A 15,507-nucleotide genomic window follows, 5' to 3' on the forward strand; every position below is an offset into this window, starting at 1 on the left:
GCATAGGGACGGCGGACGGCCCGGCGGCTGCGGCGGCACGGGCGCCGCTCCGCCGGGCAGTTGGGTTCCCGCCTCGTCAGTCGGTGCCGATGTTCTCCGCGAGGAACGATTCCAGCTGCCTGTAGAACTCGACCACGTTCTTCTCGTTGTAGAAGCCGTGGCCCTCCCTGGCGACCGCCATCCAGATCGGCTTGTTGCCTGCCTTTTCCAGCGCTCTCCTCATCGCCTCGGCCTGCGCGATCGGAGTGCGCTCATCCTTGTCGCCGTGCGCCAGGAGCACGGGTTGCCGGATGCGGGTCGCCAGCGCCAGTGGCGAACTGGCCAGCAGCGCGCCGTCGTCCTGTCCGACGAAACGTTCGATCGCAGCGCGGCCGTAGTAGCTGCGCGAGGTATCGCTCTTGTTGGCCATCGCGCGCAGGTCATAGAGGCCGGCGAGGCCTGCCGCGCACTTGACCAGCTCCGGTGCCTTGGCCGCCAGCATCATCGCCGAGTAGCCGCCGAAGCTCGAGCCATAGACGCAGATGCGCTGCGGATCGGCATAGCCCTTTTCCACCGCCCAGCGCATGCCATCGATGAGATCGTCCTGGATGCGCGTATTCCATCTGCGGTAACCGGATTCCTGGAAGGCATAGCCACGGCCGCCGGAGCCACGATAGTTGACCTGCAGTACCAGATAGCCGCGCGATGCCAGGAACTGCGCGTCGGTGTCGAAATTCCATGTGTCGGTGACGTAATGCGGGCCCCCATGCGGCAGCAGCACCATGGGCAGCCTGGAAGGCTGCGCGCCTGCGGGCAGGGTCGCGTATCCGTCCAGTTCCGTTCCATCGCTGGCGGTGAAGCGGAAGTAGTGGCGTGGTCCCATCTGCGCCGGATCGATCGCGGCATTCCGTTGCAGCAGGCGCGCCAGGGAATCCTTCCTGCGGTCCATCACCGCCCACTCGCCCGGATTACGGTCGCTTTCGATGGCGATCAGCGACAGGTTGCCGTCCGCGCTGTGGTCGGCGAAACGCACGTTCTGGCCGGGGAAACCCTTGCGCAGTTCGGCGTGCAGCTTCGCGTCGGGATTGGCCGGGTCGATATAGACCACGCGGGGTTGGCCGCCCTTTATTTCAGCCGCCAGGGGCTGCCATTGGCGGTCCCATACCACTTCGCCGACGCTGTTGAAGCCGTCCTCCACCAGCACCTGCCGGTTGGCGAGCGAAAGATCGGCCTTCACCAGCGACGAAGGCCCATTGCCGGCAGCGTGATAGCCGATGACATGCTGGTTGTCCGGCGTGATGGCGATGGGCCGGAACGTACCGCCAACGGTGGCCGAAGCCAGTGCGCGCCAGTTCCGGCCTTCCGCGTCGGCCACGTACAGCAGCTGGTTCTCGTCCTTGTCCGTGCCGTAAGCGAAGCGCGGCACGCCGGACGCATCCAGCACGAAACCCATGCCGCGTTCGCCGATGTCGGCGACAAGCCGGCTCTTGACGTTGCGGGCGCTGCTCGCGTCCACCTCGTACATCAGCGTGGCGGGCAGGCTGTTCTCGGGCGACGCGCGGCTCATGAAGAACCTGCCGTTGGCTTCGCGCGGCAGTCCCTCGAATACGCCGAAGCCCGCCGGGACGCCCACCCCGAGCAGGGATTCCTTGTAGCCGAAGATATAGCTGTGGTTCTTGCCGTCGTAATCGAGTCCGATGATCTCGCCGAAGCTGAAAGGCTGCTCGCGCGCGCCCCGCTTGCCGCCCTTCACGTAGACGAGGCGGGTATCGCTGATCCAGTGGATTTCGTGTGCCAGTTCGTACCTGGGCAGCTTGAGGAAGGCGGTGTTGGACATGTCCGCCAGCCTGTAGATCATGATGCCGTATTCGTCGTTTCCCAGATTGGCCGACACCGCGACGTAGGAGCCGTTGCTGGAAATCCGCGGATTCTCGAACGTCTGCTGCGCCGCGAAATTTTCGATCGGCACCGTGGCCGCCATTGCCGCGTCCACGGAGAACAGCAGCATCAAGGCCGCGGCCAGGCCCCATGCGCCCTTCTGAAAGCGTTTCACTTGCGGGAGTTGCTTCACTGCATTTCCCCTTTTCTGTGGATTTTCGAGCGCTGGAATCCAAACATAATTCCCGGCAGTCCGCGAGCATCAAGGCGGGGCGGGAAGGGCAGGCCTTGCGGCCAGGCGGGCCGCCGTAGCTGCCGTTCCAATGGTCTGGGGGAAGCGCCCGCCCATGGCCGCGACGGCTGCCGGGTGAATGATGGCGGCCTCGGGCTGGACCGGCGGCGGGCGCCGCGCGCGGCTGTATCATGTGCGCCCATCCGTGCCGCCGCACCGTGCAGGCGCGTGTCATCCGAGAATCCCGCATGTCCTCCGCACGTCCCGCCACGCTCGAGCAGTGGCTCGCCCATATCGACCGACAGCATCCGCAGCCCATTGCGATGGGGCTGGAGCGCGTGCGCGAGGTGGCCGGGCGCATGGGCCTGGAGCGGCCGGCACGGCGCTGCATCGTGGTCGGCGGCACCAACGGCAAGGGCTCGACGGTGGCCTTCATCGAGGCCATCGCGCGCGCCGCCGGCTGGACGGTGGGTGCCTATACCTCGCCGCACCTGCTGGCCTACAACGAGCGCGTGCGCATCGACGGTGCCGACGTGGACGACGCCACGCTGGTCGCCGGCTTCAACGCCGTCGAGGACGCGCGCGGCGACACGCCGCTGACCTATTTCGAATACGGCACGCTGTGCGCGCTGTGGGCGTTCGCGCGCGCCGGCCTGGACCTGGCGGTGCTGGAAGTAGGGCTGGGCGGGCGCCTGGACGCGGTCAATCTCGTCGATGCCGACGTATCGGTCATCACCACCGTGGACATCGACCATGCCGACTGGCTGGGCAGCGACCGCGAGACCATCGGCCAGGAGAAGGCCGGCATCATCCGCGGCTGGAAGCCGGTGATCCTGGGCGAGATCGACCCGCCGTCCAGCGTGCTGCGCCGCGCCTACGTGCTGGGCGCCAATGCGATCCGCTTCGGCAGCGATTTCTTTGCCGAAGCCATCGACGCCGGCACCTGGCGCTGGCGCGACGTGTCCTTCCGCATCGACCTGCCGCAGCCGGCGCTGTGGGCGCCGGTGCAGCGGACCAACGCCGCGACCGCGATCGCCGCGCTGCGCGCGCTGGACCGCCCGGTGCCGCGCGCGGCGTGGGCGCAGGGCGTGGCGCAGGCACAGGTGGCCGGGCGCCTGCAGCGCTTCGAGCGCAACGGGGTGGAAGTGCTGGTCGACGTCGGCCACAACCCGCAGGCCGCCGCCGCCCTGGGCGCCGCCCTGCAGGCGCGGCCGGCCGCCGGGCGCACCCTGGCGGTGTACGCGGCATTGGCGGACAAGGATGCGCCGGGCGTGGTCGCAGCGCTGCAGGCGCGGGTCGACCGCTGGTTCCTGGCCGGGCTGGACGGCGCGCGCGGGCAGAGCGCCGAGCAGCTGCGCGCGCGGCTGGCCGGCAGCGCGGCCGGCAACGCCGCGGCCTGCGCGGACGTGCGGCAGGCCCTGGCCAGCGCGCTGGAGCAGGCCCGTCGCGGCGACCGCGTGCTGGTGTTCGGCTCCTTCCACACCGTCGCCGAGGCCCTGCCGCTGCTGCGCCGGTGACCGGAAAACCCTGCGGGCGCATCGATGCGCGATGTCTACCTGCCGGGAAAATCCCTTCACGCACGCAAGACGCGCTCCCGCCGTTCAGCTGCCGCGCCGTTGCTCAGCGGCAGCGCCACCTATAATCGCCGGACTTCCGCCCACCGCCCTGACGCCCTGCCGTGGATACTCCCCTGAAACAGCGACTGATTGGCGCCATCGTCCTGGTGGCGCTGGCCGTGATCTTCCTGCCCATGCTGGTCAAGGGCCCGGCGCCGGACAGCGGCGTGCAGGACGTGCCGCTGCGCGCGCCCGACGCGCCGGCCGACGCCCAGTTCGAAACCCGCGAGCTGCCGCTGGTGGCGCCCAACGCGCCGGCCACGGGCAGCGCCACCGGCATGCCGGGCGCGCAGCCCGTGGCCGAAGGCAGCTCCCCGGCAACGACGGCGGAGGGCGAAGCGTTGCCCCCGACGGCGGCTGCCGGCAATTACGCGGTGAACTTCGGCGCCTATGCGACCGAGGCCGACGCCGACGCGGTGATCGCCCACCTGAAGAAGTCCAACCTGCCGGGTTTCCGCCAGCCCGACACGCTCAATGGGCGCGCCGTCTGGCGCGTGCGCATCGGTCCCTATGCCGATCGCGCGCAGGCCGAGCTGATCCGCCTGGAAGCAGGCAAGGCCAGCCGCGACGTGAACCCGCAGGTGGTGGTGCTGGACGCCGGCAAGGAGCCGGCGGCGCCGGTCGCCGCGCAGCCCGCGCCCGCGTCGTCGGCGGCTCCCGCCCCGGCCTCGTCGCCGGTGCGTACCGAAACCCTGCCGGCCGAGCCGACCCGGCCGGTGGCGGCGGAGACCCGTCCCGAGCCCAGGCCCGCCGCACCGAAGCCGGAAGCGGCCAGGCCGGCGGCACCCGAACGCACCACGACGACGGTCCGCACCGCGCCGGCGGCCAGCCGCGTCGGCTTCGCCGTGCAGTTGGGCGCGTTCGCGCGGCCGGCCGACGCCAATGCGCTGCGCGACAAGGTGCGCGCGGCCGGTTTCAGCGCCTTCGTCGAGCAGGTGCGCACCGACAGCGGCGTGCTCAACCGCGTCCGGGTCGGGCCGGTGGCCAACCGTGCCGATGCCGAGCAGCTCAAGGCGCAGGTGGCGGCGAAGATCGGCATCGCCGGCATGGTCCGGCCGCACCCCTGATGCGTTCCCCCGCCTGATGCACCGGCAGCGCCACCCGTGATCGACCTGCTGTTGCTGGGGCTGATCGTCCTGTCGGCCCTGTTCGGGCTGGCGCGCGGCCTGCTGGCCACGGTGTTCGGGGTGCTGGGCTGGGTGCTGGCCGGCTGGGCCGCGTTCCGCTTCGGCCATGACGCCACGCTGGTGCTCAGCGGCGGCGCGGCGCCGACCCCGGGCCAGTACGCCGCCGGCCATGCCATCGCCTTCTTCGGCGTGCTGCTGGCGGTTTCGGCGGTCGGCATGCTGCTGCGCGGGGTGGTCGATTCAACGCTCCTGCTCAAGGGCCCGGACCGCCTGCTCGGCTTCGGCCTGGGCTTCGTGCGCGGCGTGTTGCTGGCCGTGCTGGCGGTGCTGGTGGTGGGCTTCACCCCGGTGGCCGACGGCGAGGCGTGGCGGCGTTCGCAGGTGGCCTCGTGGCTGCGGCCGCCGGCCGACTGGCTGCGCGCGCGCCTGCCGGAAATGCCAGCCATGCCGGAACATGCGCTGCTGGACTTGGGCAAGGCGGTGCTGGCAGGCGATAATGCCGCGCTCAGCGAACATGAAGCGGGCAGCGGACTGCCGCAAGCGGTGCCGGAGGGGGCGGACGACGCCCTGCCGGCCGCGACCGGAGGCAGCCGCCAGGACCCGGCGAAGGCGTGGCCTTCCAACACCGATCCGGCGCAGGTGCGCCCGGATCACCCCGGCCCGGCAGGGACCGGGCCATCGGGCCAGGCACGGCCTCCTTCACGTTAACCGGGCCACGGCCCAGCGGAGATCGCGCAACATGTGTGGCATCGTCGGAATCGTCGGCAACCAGAACGTCGCCGGGCAGCTCTATGACGGCCTGACCGTCCTCCAGCACCGCGGCCAGGACGCCGCCGGCATCGCCACCGCGCACGGCACCCGCCTGCGCGTGGAAAAGGGCAACGGACTGGTGCGCGACGTGTTCGACGAGCGCCGCATGGCGCTGCTGCAGGGCCGCATCGGCATCGCCCACGTGCGCTACCCGACCGCCGGTTCGGAAGGCACGGACGAGGCGCAGCCGTTCTACGTCAACTCGCCCTACGGCATCGCCCTGGCGCACAACGGCAACCTGATCAACACCGAGGCGCTGCGCCAGCAGGTGTTCGAGGCCGACCGCCGCAACATCAACACCGATTCGGACAGCGAAGTGCTGCTGAACGTGTTCGCCTACGAACTGGACGCGCAGCGCATGCTCACCCCGGAAGCGGCGATCCGCGCCGTGGCCGGCGTGCACCGCCGCTGCAAGGGCGGCTACGCGGTGGTCAGCGTGGTGCTGGGCCTGGGCCTGGTCGCCTTCCGCGACCCGCACGGCATCCGCCCGCTGGTACTGGGCCGGCGCAGCCACGCCGAAGGCGAGGAATACATCGTCGCCTCCGAGTCGGTGGCGCTGGACGTGCTCGGCTTCGAACGCGTGCGCGACGTCGCCCCGGGCGAAGCGCTGGTGATCACCGAGCGCGGCGAACTGTTCGCCGAGGTCTGCGCCACCACCACGCAGCAGACGCCGTGCATCTTCGAGTACGTGTACTTCGCGCGCCCGGATTCGATGATCGACAACGTGTCGGTGCACAAGGCGCGCATGCGCATGGGCCAGAAGCTGGGCGAGAAGATCCTGCGGCTCAAGCCCGACCACGACATCGACACCATCATTCCGATCCCGGACACCTCGCGCGACGCGGCGCTGGAAATCTCCAACGTGCTCGGCGTGAAGTACCGCGAGGGCTTCGTCAAGAACCGCTACGTCGGCCGCACCTTCATCATGCCGGGGCAGGGCGAGCGCGTGAAATCGGTGCGCCGCAAGCTCAACCCGATCCACCTGGAATTCCGCAACCGCGTGGTGCTGCTGGTGGACGACTCGATCGTGCGCGGCACCACCAGCCAGCAGATCGTGCAGATGGCGCGCGACGCCGGCGCACGCAAGGTGTACCTGGCCAGCGCCGCGCCGCCGGTGCGCCACCCCAACATCTACGGCATCGACATGCCGGCCGCCGAGGAACTGGTGGCGCACGAGCGCAGCGTCGAGGACATCGAGAAGCACCTGGGCTGCGACTGGCTGGTCTACCAGGACCTGGAAGACCTGGAAGCGGCGGTGCGCGAGGGCAACCCGGAGCTGAAGGCGTTCGACTCGTCCTGCTTCAACGGCCACTACGTCACCGGCATCGAGCCGGGTTATTTCGAGCGCATCCAGCAGCTGCGTTCGGACGAGGCGAAGAACAAGCGCCGCGCCTGACGCAGCGAAGCGCACTTGAAGTCCCTCTCTTCTCTCTTCGGGAGAGGGGTTGGGGTGAGGGGCAAACGAAGTGGCAATGTCCGACGTCCAATGACAATGCAACAAACGCCCACCCCTTCGGGAAGCCAGCCCTCATCCGGCGCTGCGCGCCATCTTCCATCCCAAGGGCACCCCGTCCCGCAGGGAGAAGGGAAAAGCGGCACCCTCCTCGACGCAGCCCGCATCTGCCTGGCCGAAGCCGACCCGCTACGGAAGGTAGCGCTCACCCAGCACTACGCCGCACAGTTCCGCGCCGGCAAACTCAAGCTGCCAGCAAACGCGCCCGATCCGGAGCCAATCCGCATGCCCGGCCGGCCGGCGAATCTCGTGCTGGTGCATCCGCGCGACCTGCCGCGCCGCGGCCTCGGCAGCGCGGAAGGCCGCGCCGCCTTCATCCACGCCATCGCCCATATCGAACTGAACGCCATCGACCTGGCCTGGGACGCGGTGTACCGCTTCCGCGGCCTGCCGGGCAGTTTCCACGCCGACTGGGTGAGCTGCGCCGACGACGAATCGCGCCATTTCCTGCTGCTGCGCGAACGCCTGCTGGCGCATGGCCACGACTACGCCGATTTTCCCGCGCATAACGGCCTGTGGGAGATGTGCGAGAAAACCGCGCACGACGGACTGGCACGCATGGCGCTGGTGCCGCGCGTGCTGGAAGCGCGCGGCCTGGACGTGACGCCGGCGATGATCGCCAAGCTGCGTGCGCTCGGCGACGACGCCACCGCCGACGTGCTGGAGGTGATCCTGCGCGAGGAAGTCGCGCACGTCGCCGCCGGCTCGCGCTGGTACCGCTGGTACTGCGAGCGCGCCGGCGTGGAGCCGCGCGCGCGGTTCAAGGAACTGCTGCGCGAATACGCCGGCGGCTACCTGCACGGCCCCTTCAACCTCGAAGCGCGCCTGCTGGCCGGCTTCGACGAGGACGAACTGGCGGACCTGGTCGAACAGGCCGGGTGAGCACGACGGCAGCGGCGTCCTGCGCGGAGCACGGGCTTCGCGGCACACGGCTCGCATGGCGTTTACCTGCCGCATGCGACGATGGCCGCCCTCGTGTTGCGCATCCCATGGAGAATCGCATGCCTTCCTTCCGTCTCCTGTTGACGATCCTGCCGATGGCGATGCTGGCCGCGTGCAGCCCCGCCGCGCCGGACGCCGATACCCCCGCGCGCGAAGCGGCCGCGGCGCAGGTGGACCCGGACATGGCCGCGTTCCCGGCGAACCTGCAGGCGGCGGGCGTCGAGCCGTTCTGGGGCGTGAAGGTGGAAGGCGCGACGCTGGCCTACACCACGCCGGAGACGATGGACGCGCCGCGCCTTCTGCAGGCCACGCGCCGCATCGATGCCGACGGCCTGCACCTGGCGGGCGAGGACGGCGGCACGCCGTTCCGGCTGGACGTGCGCCGCGAACCCTGTTCGGACGGCATGTCCGACATGACGTATCCGTTCAGCGTGTCGTGGCTGCTGGACGGCAGGACCGCGAAGGGCTGCGCCTTCGATCCGGCCTCGCCACCGCCGCCGCAATGATGCGAACGCCATAGGTCGCCCGGCAAACGGGGCGGTGGCGCCACGCTACGGGGCAGTGAATTTTCCCGGGATGATGTGAGCCATGCGGCCGCGCTTGAGCATGGGCCCGTCGAAGCGAAGCTACGGCGCCCATCCTTGCCCAGCCCGCCATGCCGGAGCGGTTGGCTGCATGCACGGCAAACCGTTGGCGTCGTATGCGTCGTTCAAGCAGGGATGCCGGTTGGATCAGGCTCGACGGGAGCTTGTCGGCGATGGCGCGCGAGGCGGCGCATGCGCCAACGCATCAACTGCCGGAACGCCGTTCCTTGCAGTACCGGGCTGCCTGCAGGTTGTCGTTCTGTTCTGAGTGCCTGGCTTCGGCTTCTTCGTCGGCAAGCTCGAAAAGAAACGCCTGGTTCGGCTTGGCGCTGGCCACGTAGCCGGTATGGCCATTGCCGTCGCTGATGCCACGGTACATGCGCGCAACGGGACCGCAGACCACGATCCTGTATGGAATGTAGGGCACGCCGAACCGCCGGGTGCCGTCGGCGTGGCTGAACCGGAACTGCTCGCCGAACGGTCCGTCGCCGAAACACTCGCGCAGCAGCCAGCTGTCTGTCTCGATGGGATGGGGGAAGGCGAAGACCGGCGTGCGCCCCTGGGCGTCGGTCACGCCCCGGAAGACCTGCTTGGCGTCGGTCACGAATGGCAGCTGGTGGAGCCGGTTGGACAGGGCGAAGGGGTGCGATGTCGCGGGCCCGCCGTGGGGGCTGCGGTGCAGGACGAAGCGGTAGCGGTAAGGTCCGTTGCCGATGACCTGGGCGTCGTCGAAATCGTCGATCAGCCGGCCATTGCCGATGCTGATGTACTCGTCCTGCACGGAAGCGGTGGGGTGATGGCTGCACGCCCCGGCCAACAGGGCCAGTACCGCGGCCGCCACGCCGTATCCGGCAGGCAATCTCACCCCAGCGCTTCCAGCCGGAAGCCTTCAGCATCCACACGCAGCACCGACCCCTGTTCGTACCAGTCGCCGAGCACGATGCGGGTGCAGGTGGCGTCGCCGGCCTGCACGCTGTGCACGGCCGGGCGATGGGTGTGGCCGTGGATCATGGTGTGCACGCCATAGCGCCGGAACGTGGCGACGACTTCGGCCGGGGCCACGTCGGTGACGGTCTCGAACTGGGCGCGGTCGCCTTCCTTCATTTCCGACTGGCGCGCCTGGCTGGCCGCGCGCGCCTTCTGCGCGAAGGCGATGCGCGCCTCCAGCGGCTGCGACAGGAACTGGGCGATGAAGGCCGGGTCGCGGGTCTGCGCGCGGAACGCCTGGTAGGCGGTGTCGTCGGTGCACAGCAGGTCGCCGTGCTGCAGCAGCACCGGCTTGCCGTACAGGGTGATCACGCACGGATCGGGAAGGATGCGCATGCCGGCGCGGCGGGCGTAATCCTCGCCGACCAGGAAGTCGCGGTTGCCGCGGATGAAGAACACCGGCACGCCGGCGTCGGCCAGTTCGCGCAGGGCGGCGGCGACCGCGTCGGCGGCGGCGGAGGGCGTGTCGTCGCCGATCCAGGCCTCGAAAAGATCGCCGAGGATGTACAGCGCCTTGGCCTGCCGGGCCTGTCCGCGCAGGAAATCCAGGAACAGTTCGGTAATGGCCGGACGGCTGGGGTCCAGGTGCAGGTCGGAGATGAACAGCGTGGTCATGGCGGCCATTGTAAGGGGCAATGCCGCGGCTTCACCCCGTGGCGCGGGCGCCCGCGCGTTTGCGCATTGCCCGATGTGGCCGGTGCGGCCGGTCAGAGCGGCAGCGGCGCCAACTGCAGCGAGACGCCGCCGAGCAGCAGGCCGATGCCGGTCGCGGCCAGCACGTCGCTGGGGTAGTGCAGGCCGAGCACCACGCGCGACAGCGCCACGCCCGCGGTGAACGGCAGCAGCAGCGGCGCCAGCCACGGGTACCAGGCCAGCGCGACGACGGTGAACGACACTGCGTGCAGGGTGTGGCCGGAAGGGAAGCTGTATTCGTCCAGCGGCGCCACCCACGCGCGGATGCGCAGGTCGGCGGCGAAGGGGCGCGGGCGCCGGGTCCAGCGCTTGAGGGTCTTGTAGAGCGTGAGCGCGACGATGCCGGTGGCGGCCATGTGCGCCGACGCGCGCAGGCCGTCCATGCCGTCGGCCAGCACCAGCGCCCCCATCAGCAGGTACCAGAACACGCCATCGCCGAGACGGCTGATGGCCGCGAACAGCGTGCGGATGCGGCGACGCCGGCAATAGTGGTTCGCCCGCCGGCACCAGCGGGTCTCGCGGGCGAGTAGGCCGTCAGGCGGCAGCAAGGGCATGGGCGCGTCTCCGTTGCGACAGTTCGTGCAGCAGCGCCTCGAACTCGGCGACCACGTGGTCCGGGTGCAGCCGCTGCATGGCGCGGCTGGCGTTGGCGCCGAGCGGCGCGCGCAGGGCGTCGTCCTCCGCCAGGCGCAGCGCGGCGCTGATGAAGTTCTCGTCGTTGTCCACGGCCACGCCGCTGTACCCGCTCTGCAGATGTTCGCGTGCGGCGCCGTAGTCGAAGGCGACCGTGGCCACGCCGCTGGCCATGGCTTCCAGGGTGACGTTGCCGAAGGTCTCGCTGCGGCTCGGGAACAGGAACAGGTCGCCGCTGGCGAAGTGGCGCGCCAGTTCCTGTCCGCGCTGGATGCCGCAGAAGATGAAGCCGGGGTTCTCGCGCGCGATGCGCTCGCGCAGCGGCCCGTCGCCGACCCAGACGAAACGCGCGTCCGGGCGCTGCCGCTGGATCCGGCGGAATGCCCGTATCGCCAGGTCGAGGTTCTTTTCCGCGGCGATGCGGCCGACGTGGATCACCGCCAGCCCGCGTGGGTCCAACCCCCATGCCCGGCGCAGCTCCGCATCGCGCTGCCGCGGCGAGAACTGCGAGGCATCCACCGCGCGCGCCAGCAGGCGCGGATGGTGGAACCCGTTGCCGTCCAGGAAGCCCTGCAGTTCGCGGGTGGGCACCAGCGTGGCGTCGCCGCGGTTGTGGAAGCGGCGCATCCAGGCCAGGGCGACGGGCTGCAGCCAGGCCGCGCCGTAGTCGGGCAGGTAGGTGTCGAAGCGGGTGTGCAGGCCGGTGGCGACCGGGATGCCGAGCCGGCGCGCGGTGCGCAGCGCCGACCAGCCGAGCGGGCCTTCGGTGGCGATGTAGACCGCATCGGGACGCTGCCGGCGCCAGTGCTGGGCCAGCCGACAGGGTGCCGGCAGGCCGAAGCGCAGCCCCGGATAGCGCGGCAGCGCCACGCCGCGCACCAGCAGTTCGTGCGGCTGCGCCGCCTCCTGCCGCTGGCGCGGGCGCACCACGTCCACTTCGTTGCCGCGGGCGCGCAGGCCGCGCTCCAGGCCCTGCACGGTCAGGGCGACGCCGTTGACCTCCGGCGGATAGGTCTCGGTGACGATGGCGTAGCGCATGGCTCCTCCGTTTGCCGGCAGGGTGCGCGCACGGGGTGACCGGCGCGTGTCGCGGCGATGACCGGCCGATGACGTCCCGTCGCCCGCCGGGGCCGGTTCGTCCCCGCGATGCGGGCATTCGTCGGAAGACGCTTGACGCCCATGCATGTATTAACTGTACTATTTCAAATAGTACAGATGGCGGGACAAGGGCATGGCACGAACCCAGGCGTTGATGATCCAGATCACGACCGGCGATCCGCGTCCGATCGGCAGGCAGATCGTGGATGCGGTGCGGATGAAGATCGCCACCGGCGAGCTCGACCCGGGCGACCAGCTGCCCAGCGTGCGCGGGCTGGCGCAGCAATTGATGATCAACCCGAACACCGTGGCCAAGGCCTACGCCGAACTGACCACCGAAGGCTGGCTGGAGTCGCGCCAGGGCATGGGCCTGTACGTGGCCGCGCCACGCCAGCGGCTGTCCGACGCCGAGCGCGCGCGCCGGCTGGACGACGCCATCGGCCGCTTCGTCAACGACGTGATCCCGCTGGGATTCCCGCCTGACGAGGTGCAGGCGCGGGTCGCCCACGAATTCCAGCAGCTCGTTCCGCGCAGGACCGCCTGACGCGATCCCCGTTCCCCGTCGTCCCGAGCGCAGCGAGGGACCGGCTTCGTCACGCCGTTCCGGCAGGCGGTTCTTCCGCTGCACCGGGGCGGCAGCCCAGAGAGAACACCATGCCCACCCACGATTACGTCATCGAGACCCGCGCGCTGTCCAAGCGCTACGGCCGCAAGCTGGCGCTGGACAATCTCGACCTGTGCGTCCCGCGCGGGCGCATCCACGCCATCGTCGGCGCCAACGGCGCCGGCAAATCCACCCTGTTCCGGATCCTGCTCGGCTTCATGCCGCCCAGCGCCGGGCAGGCGCGCATCCTCGGCCGGGACAGCCAGTCGCTGACGCCGCAGGACCGCGCGCGGATCGGCTTCGTCAACGAGGAACACACCCTGCCAGCGTGGATGCGTGTGTCGCAGGTGATGACGATGCAGCGCCACCAGTACGTGCGCTGGAACCAACAGGCGTTCGACGGCGTGATCGGCCACTACAACGTGCTGCCGGAGCAGAAGATCGGCCAGCTCTCGCGCGGTGAGCGCGCTGGGTTCAATCTGGCGCTGGCATTGGCGCAGGGGCCGGAACTGCTGGTGCTGGACGAGCCGACGCTGGGCCTGGACGTGGTCGCCAAGCGCGCGTTTCTGGAATCGCTGATGTACAGCAACGCCACAGGCGAGTGCACGGTGATCTATTGCTCGCACCAGATGGAAGAGATCGAGCGCATCGCCGACAACCTGATCATCCTCGAGCGCGGCCAGCTCAGGAACATGTCGGCGCCGGAGGATTTCACCGCGCGCGTCAGCCACTGGGTCGCGGACGTGCCGTTCAAGGGGCCGGAACTGCACACCGTGCCGGGCCTGCTGGAAGCGCAGTGCCTGGACGGCCTGCACCACTACCTGGTGCTGGACCAGGACGACGGCTTCGAGCGCTTCCTGCGCGAGGCCGGCGCGCGCAACGTGCAGTCGATGCCGGTCAGCCTGGACCGCGCGGTCAACGCCTTCCTTGCCAAGAACCATGCGGCGCCGGTCGCGGCCTGAGGACAAGAACGTGAAAGATCTCTTCAAGAGCGAACTGCTGCGCTTCCGCCTGTGGGCCATCGCGGCCGCGGCGGTGCACGCCGGCATCCTGGGCTTCATGGCCCGCATCGTCGACCTGGCCCAGCAACCGTTGCTGGTCTACCAGGTCTTCGCCATGACCTATGCGGTGGCCGGCACTTTGCTGGGGCTGTACCAGATGGGCACCTACCGCAAACCGAACCAATGGCTCAGCCTGTTGCACAGGCCTATGCACCGCCTGCAGATTGCCGGTGCGCTGGGCGGCGCGGGCGCGGTGCTGTTGTTCGTCGCCGTGGCATTCCCGATCGCGTTGATCGCGCTGTACCAGGACACGATGACCGCGCGCGTGGTGGACATGCGCCACTGGATGATGCCGATCGCCGGTTGGCTGATCGCCCTCATCGGTTACGCGGCGGGTGCCTACGCGATGATCGGCAACCGCCGGCATTCGTTCGCGGTGCTGGTGCTGCCGTGCCTGCTGATGTTCGCGCAGGCCTCGGGCGTGGCGATGCTGGCGCTGCAGGCGACCTTGCTGGCCGTGCTGGTGGGGCTGGTCGCCATCGTGTTCCGCCCCGATCCGGTGGCCGCGCCGCGCGGCCTCGCCGCCACCGCGGCGACCGCGCTGCCGGTGCAGCTCGGCGCCTACTTCCTGCTCTGGATGCTGGGCTTCGGTGCCGAGATGGCGTGGACGGCCACCGGCACACATCCGCTCAACACGCCGACGCCGCCGCAGGGCGGCTACATCGAAGCCGACCGCGCCGAAGGCAAGGACATGTTGCTGCTCGGCATCGAGGACAGCCGCGATCCCGATGCCGTGCTGTGGCGCGAGCAGATAGCGCTGTCCGACGTGTACACGCATTACCCGCTGCGCAACCTGCCGCACCGCGGCGAGATGACCAACCTCCAGCCGATGGAGTTCACCGACGGCGAACGCAACATCACCTGGGTGTTCAAGCACGACAGCATGCGTTTTGTCGGCTACGGCGCGCTGGACAAGCGTGCGCGCGGCGCCCTCGGGATGGGTGAGGCGCAAGCGGCGTTCCCGGCGCCGACCATGCCGTTCGCCGTGGACTACCTGTACAACGCCCACGCCGCCTACCAGTACGACGACGGGCAGGGACGCATCTACGAACGCATCCGCCTGCCGCGGGGCGAAGTGATGGCCAGCCCGCCGCAACCGGCCGGCGACAACCTGCTGGTGCTGAGCGACCGCGCTGCCTATTTCTATCCCGGTCGCGAAGCGATGAACGGACTGGATCTGTTGCAGCCGTTGATGCGTGTGCCGATGCCGGGCAAGGTGGGCAATCTCAGCCGGATGGACGTGATCGAACTGCTCGATGGCTACCTGGTGTCGTTCACCTACACCTGGGGTGTGTGGTCGAGCGAGCTGCAGCATCCGTTCCAGCAGGTGCTGCGCGTCGACGGCAACGGCCGCGCGCGTATCGTGGCGCGTCGCGACATCGGCCAGGACCTGCCGGCCGCCTACACCGCGCGCATCTGGTGGTTGTCGCCGGCGCTGCGCACGCTCTGCCTGGGCGCGCAGGACCTGTATGCCGCGCCCGACCCGTTGCGCGCGCCGCCGCAGCCGATGCCGCGCAGCATGCTGTGGCTGGCGCTGGCCTGCTGCGTGGTGTCCTTGTTCGGTGCGATCTGGTTGAGCGCGCGCCAGCAGTTGTCGCCGCGCAATCGCTGGCTGTGGGTGGCGATGTGCGGCGTGGTCGGCGTGCCCGCGCTGGTCGCGCTGTGGCTGATGGTGCCGAAGCGCGAAGCCCTGCCGGCATCGCCGCCGGGCCTGCAGGTCGCGGCTGCCTGAGCGCACGGACTGACGGAG

Annotated in this window: 14 protein-coding genes; 9 read left to right on the forward strand and 5 right to left on the reverse strand. The window is 69.8% G+C overall.

Going from position 1 to position 15,507, the window contains the following annotated elements:
- Positions 1-76: 76 nt before the first annotated feature.
- The gene (locus ABTV91_RS06890; RefSeq protein WP_433853829.1) at positions 77-2,032 is read right to left on the reverse strand and encodes an alpha/beta hydrolase family protein; all 1,956 of its coding nucleotides are present in this window, start codon (positions 2,030-2,032) and stop codon (positions 77-79) included.
- Between the two features lie 305 nt (positions 2,033-2,337).
- Here ABTV91_RS06890 and folC point away from each other — a divergent pair, with 305 nt between their 5' ends.
- From folC to ABTV91_RS06920, 6 genes are all read left to right on the forward strand, one after another.
- Positions 2,338-3,606, forward strand: coding sequence for a bifunctional tetrahydrofolate synthase/dihydrofolate synthase (gene folC / locus ABTV91_RS06895; RefSeq protein WP_433853830.1), 1,269 nt, complete (start codon positions 2,338-2,340; stop codon positions 3,604-3,606).
- Positions 3,607-3,767: 161 nt separating this feature from the next.
- Entirely contained in the window at positions 3,768-4,772 is a 1,005-nt protein-coding gene (locus ABTV91_RS06900; protein WP_433853831.1) for an SPOR domain-containing protein, read from the forward strand.
- Between the two features lie 36 nt (positions 4,773-4,808).
- A complete protein-coding gene (locus tag ABTV91_RS06905) occupies positions 4,809-5,540 on the forward strand; it encodes a CvpA family protein (protein WP_433853832.1) in 732 nt (243 codons plus the stop codon).
- Between the two features lie 31 nt (positions 5,541-5,571).
- Positions 5,572-7,038 carry an amidophosphoribosyltransferase gene (gene purF / locus ABTV91_RS06910; RefSeq protein ID WP_433853833.1) on the forward strand — a complete coding sequence of 489 codons (1,467 nt, stop codon included), beginning with the start codon at positions 5,572-5,574 and terminating at the stop codon, positions 7,036-7,038.
- A 222-nt stretch (positions 7,039-7,260) separates the two neighbouring features.
- Complete coding sequence (locus ABTV91_RS06915; protein WP_433854139.1) at positions 7,261-8,037, forward strand: ferritin-like domain-containing protein; 777 nt, start codon at positions 7,261-7,263, stop codon at positions 8,035-8,037.
- Between the two features lie 119 nt (positions 8,038-8,156).
- Entirely contained in the window at positions 8,157-8,603 is a 447-nt protein-coding gene (locus ABTV91_RS06920) for a COG3650 family protein (protein ID WP_433853834.1), read from the forward strand.
- Positions 8,604-8,886: 283 nt separating this feature from the next.
- Here ABTV91_RS06920 and ABTV91_RS06925 read toward each other — a convergent pair whose 3' ends face one another.
- The 4 genes from ABTV91_RS06925 to ABTV91_RS06940 form a co-directional block, all read right to left on the reverse strand.
- Positions 8,887-9,522, reverse strand: coding sequence for a hypothetical protein (locus ABTV91_RS06925; RefSeq protein WP_433853835.1), 636 nt, complete (start codon positions 9,520-9,522; stop codon positions 8,887-8,889).
- Between the two features lie 20 nt (positions 9,523-9,542).
- Entirely contained in the window at positions 9,543-10,283 is a 741-nt protein-coding gene (gene lpxH, locus ABTV91_RS06930) for a UDP-2,3-diacylglucosamine diphosphatase (RefSeq protein ID WP_433853836.1), read from the reverse strand.
- 92 nt (positions 10,284-10,375) lie between these two features.
- Complete coding sequence (locus ABTV91_RS06935; RefSeq protein ID WP_433853837.1) at positions 10,376-10,915, reverse strand: phosphatase PAP2 family protein; 540 nt, start codon at positions 10,913-10,915, stop codon at positions 10,376-10,378.
- Positions 10,896-12,032 carry a glycosyltransferase family 4 protein gene (locus tag ABTV91_RS06940; protein WP_433853838.1) on the reverse strand — a complete coding sequence of 379 codons (1,137 nt, stop codon included), beginning with the start codon at positions 12,030-12,032 and terminating at the stop codon, positions 10,896-10,898. Before ABTV91_RS06940 ends, ABTV91_RS06935 begins: the two co-directional genes overlap by 20 nt.
- 193 nt (positions 12,033-12,225) lie before the next feature.
- On the opposite strand from ABTV91_RS06940, the gene ABTV91_RS06945 reads away from it, so the two are divergent.
- The 3 genes from ABTV91_RS06945 to ABTV91_RS06955 all read left to right on the forward strand — a co-directional run bounded on the left by ABTV91_RS06945 (position 12,226) and on the right by ABTV91_RS06955 (position 15,489).
- Positions 12,226-12,636 carry a GntR family transcriptional regulator gene (locus ABTV91_RS06945; protein ID WP_433853839.1) on the forward strand — a complete coding sequence of 137 codons (411 nt, stop codon included), beginning with the start codon at positions 12,226-12,228 and terminating at the stop codon, positions 12,634-12,636.
- 110 nt (positions 12,637-12,746) lie between these two features.
- The gene (locus tag ABTV91_RS06950; protein ID WP_433853840.1) at positions 12,747-13,658 is read left to right on the forward strand and encodes an ABC transporter ATP-binding protein; all 912 of its coding nucleotides are present in this window, start codon (positions 12,747-12,749) and stop codon (positions 13,656-13,658) included.
- A gap of 10 nt (positions 13,659-13,668) precedes the next feature.
- Positions 13,669-15,489, forward strand: coding sequence for a hypothetical protein (locus ABTV91_RS06955; protein WP_433853841.1), 1,821 nt, complete (start codon positions 13,669-13,671; stop codon positions 15,487-15,489).
- Positions 15,490-15,507: the final 18 nt, after the last annotated feature.

This window comes from Stenotrophomonas nitritireducens, assembly GCF_050984405.1.
Classification (GTDB): Bacteria; Pseudomonadota; Gammaproteobacteria; order Xanthomonadales; family Xanthomonadaceae; genus Stenotrophomonas; species Stenotrophomonas nitritireducens_B.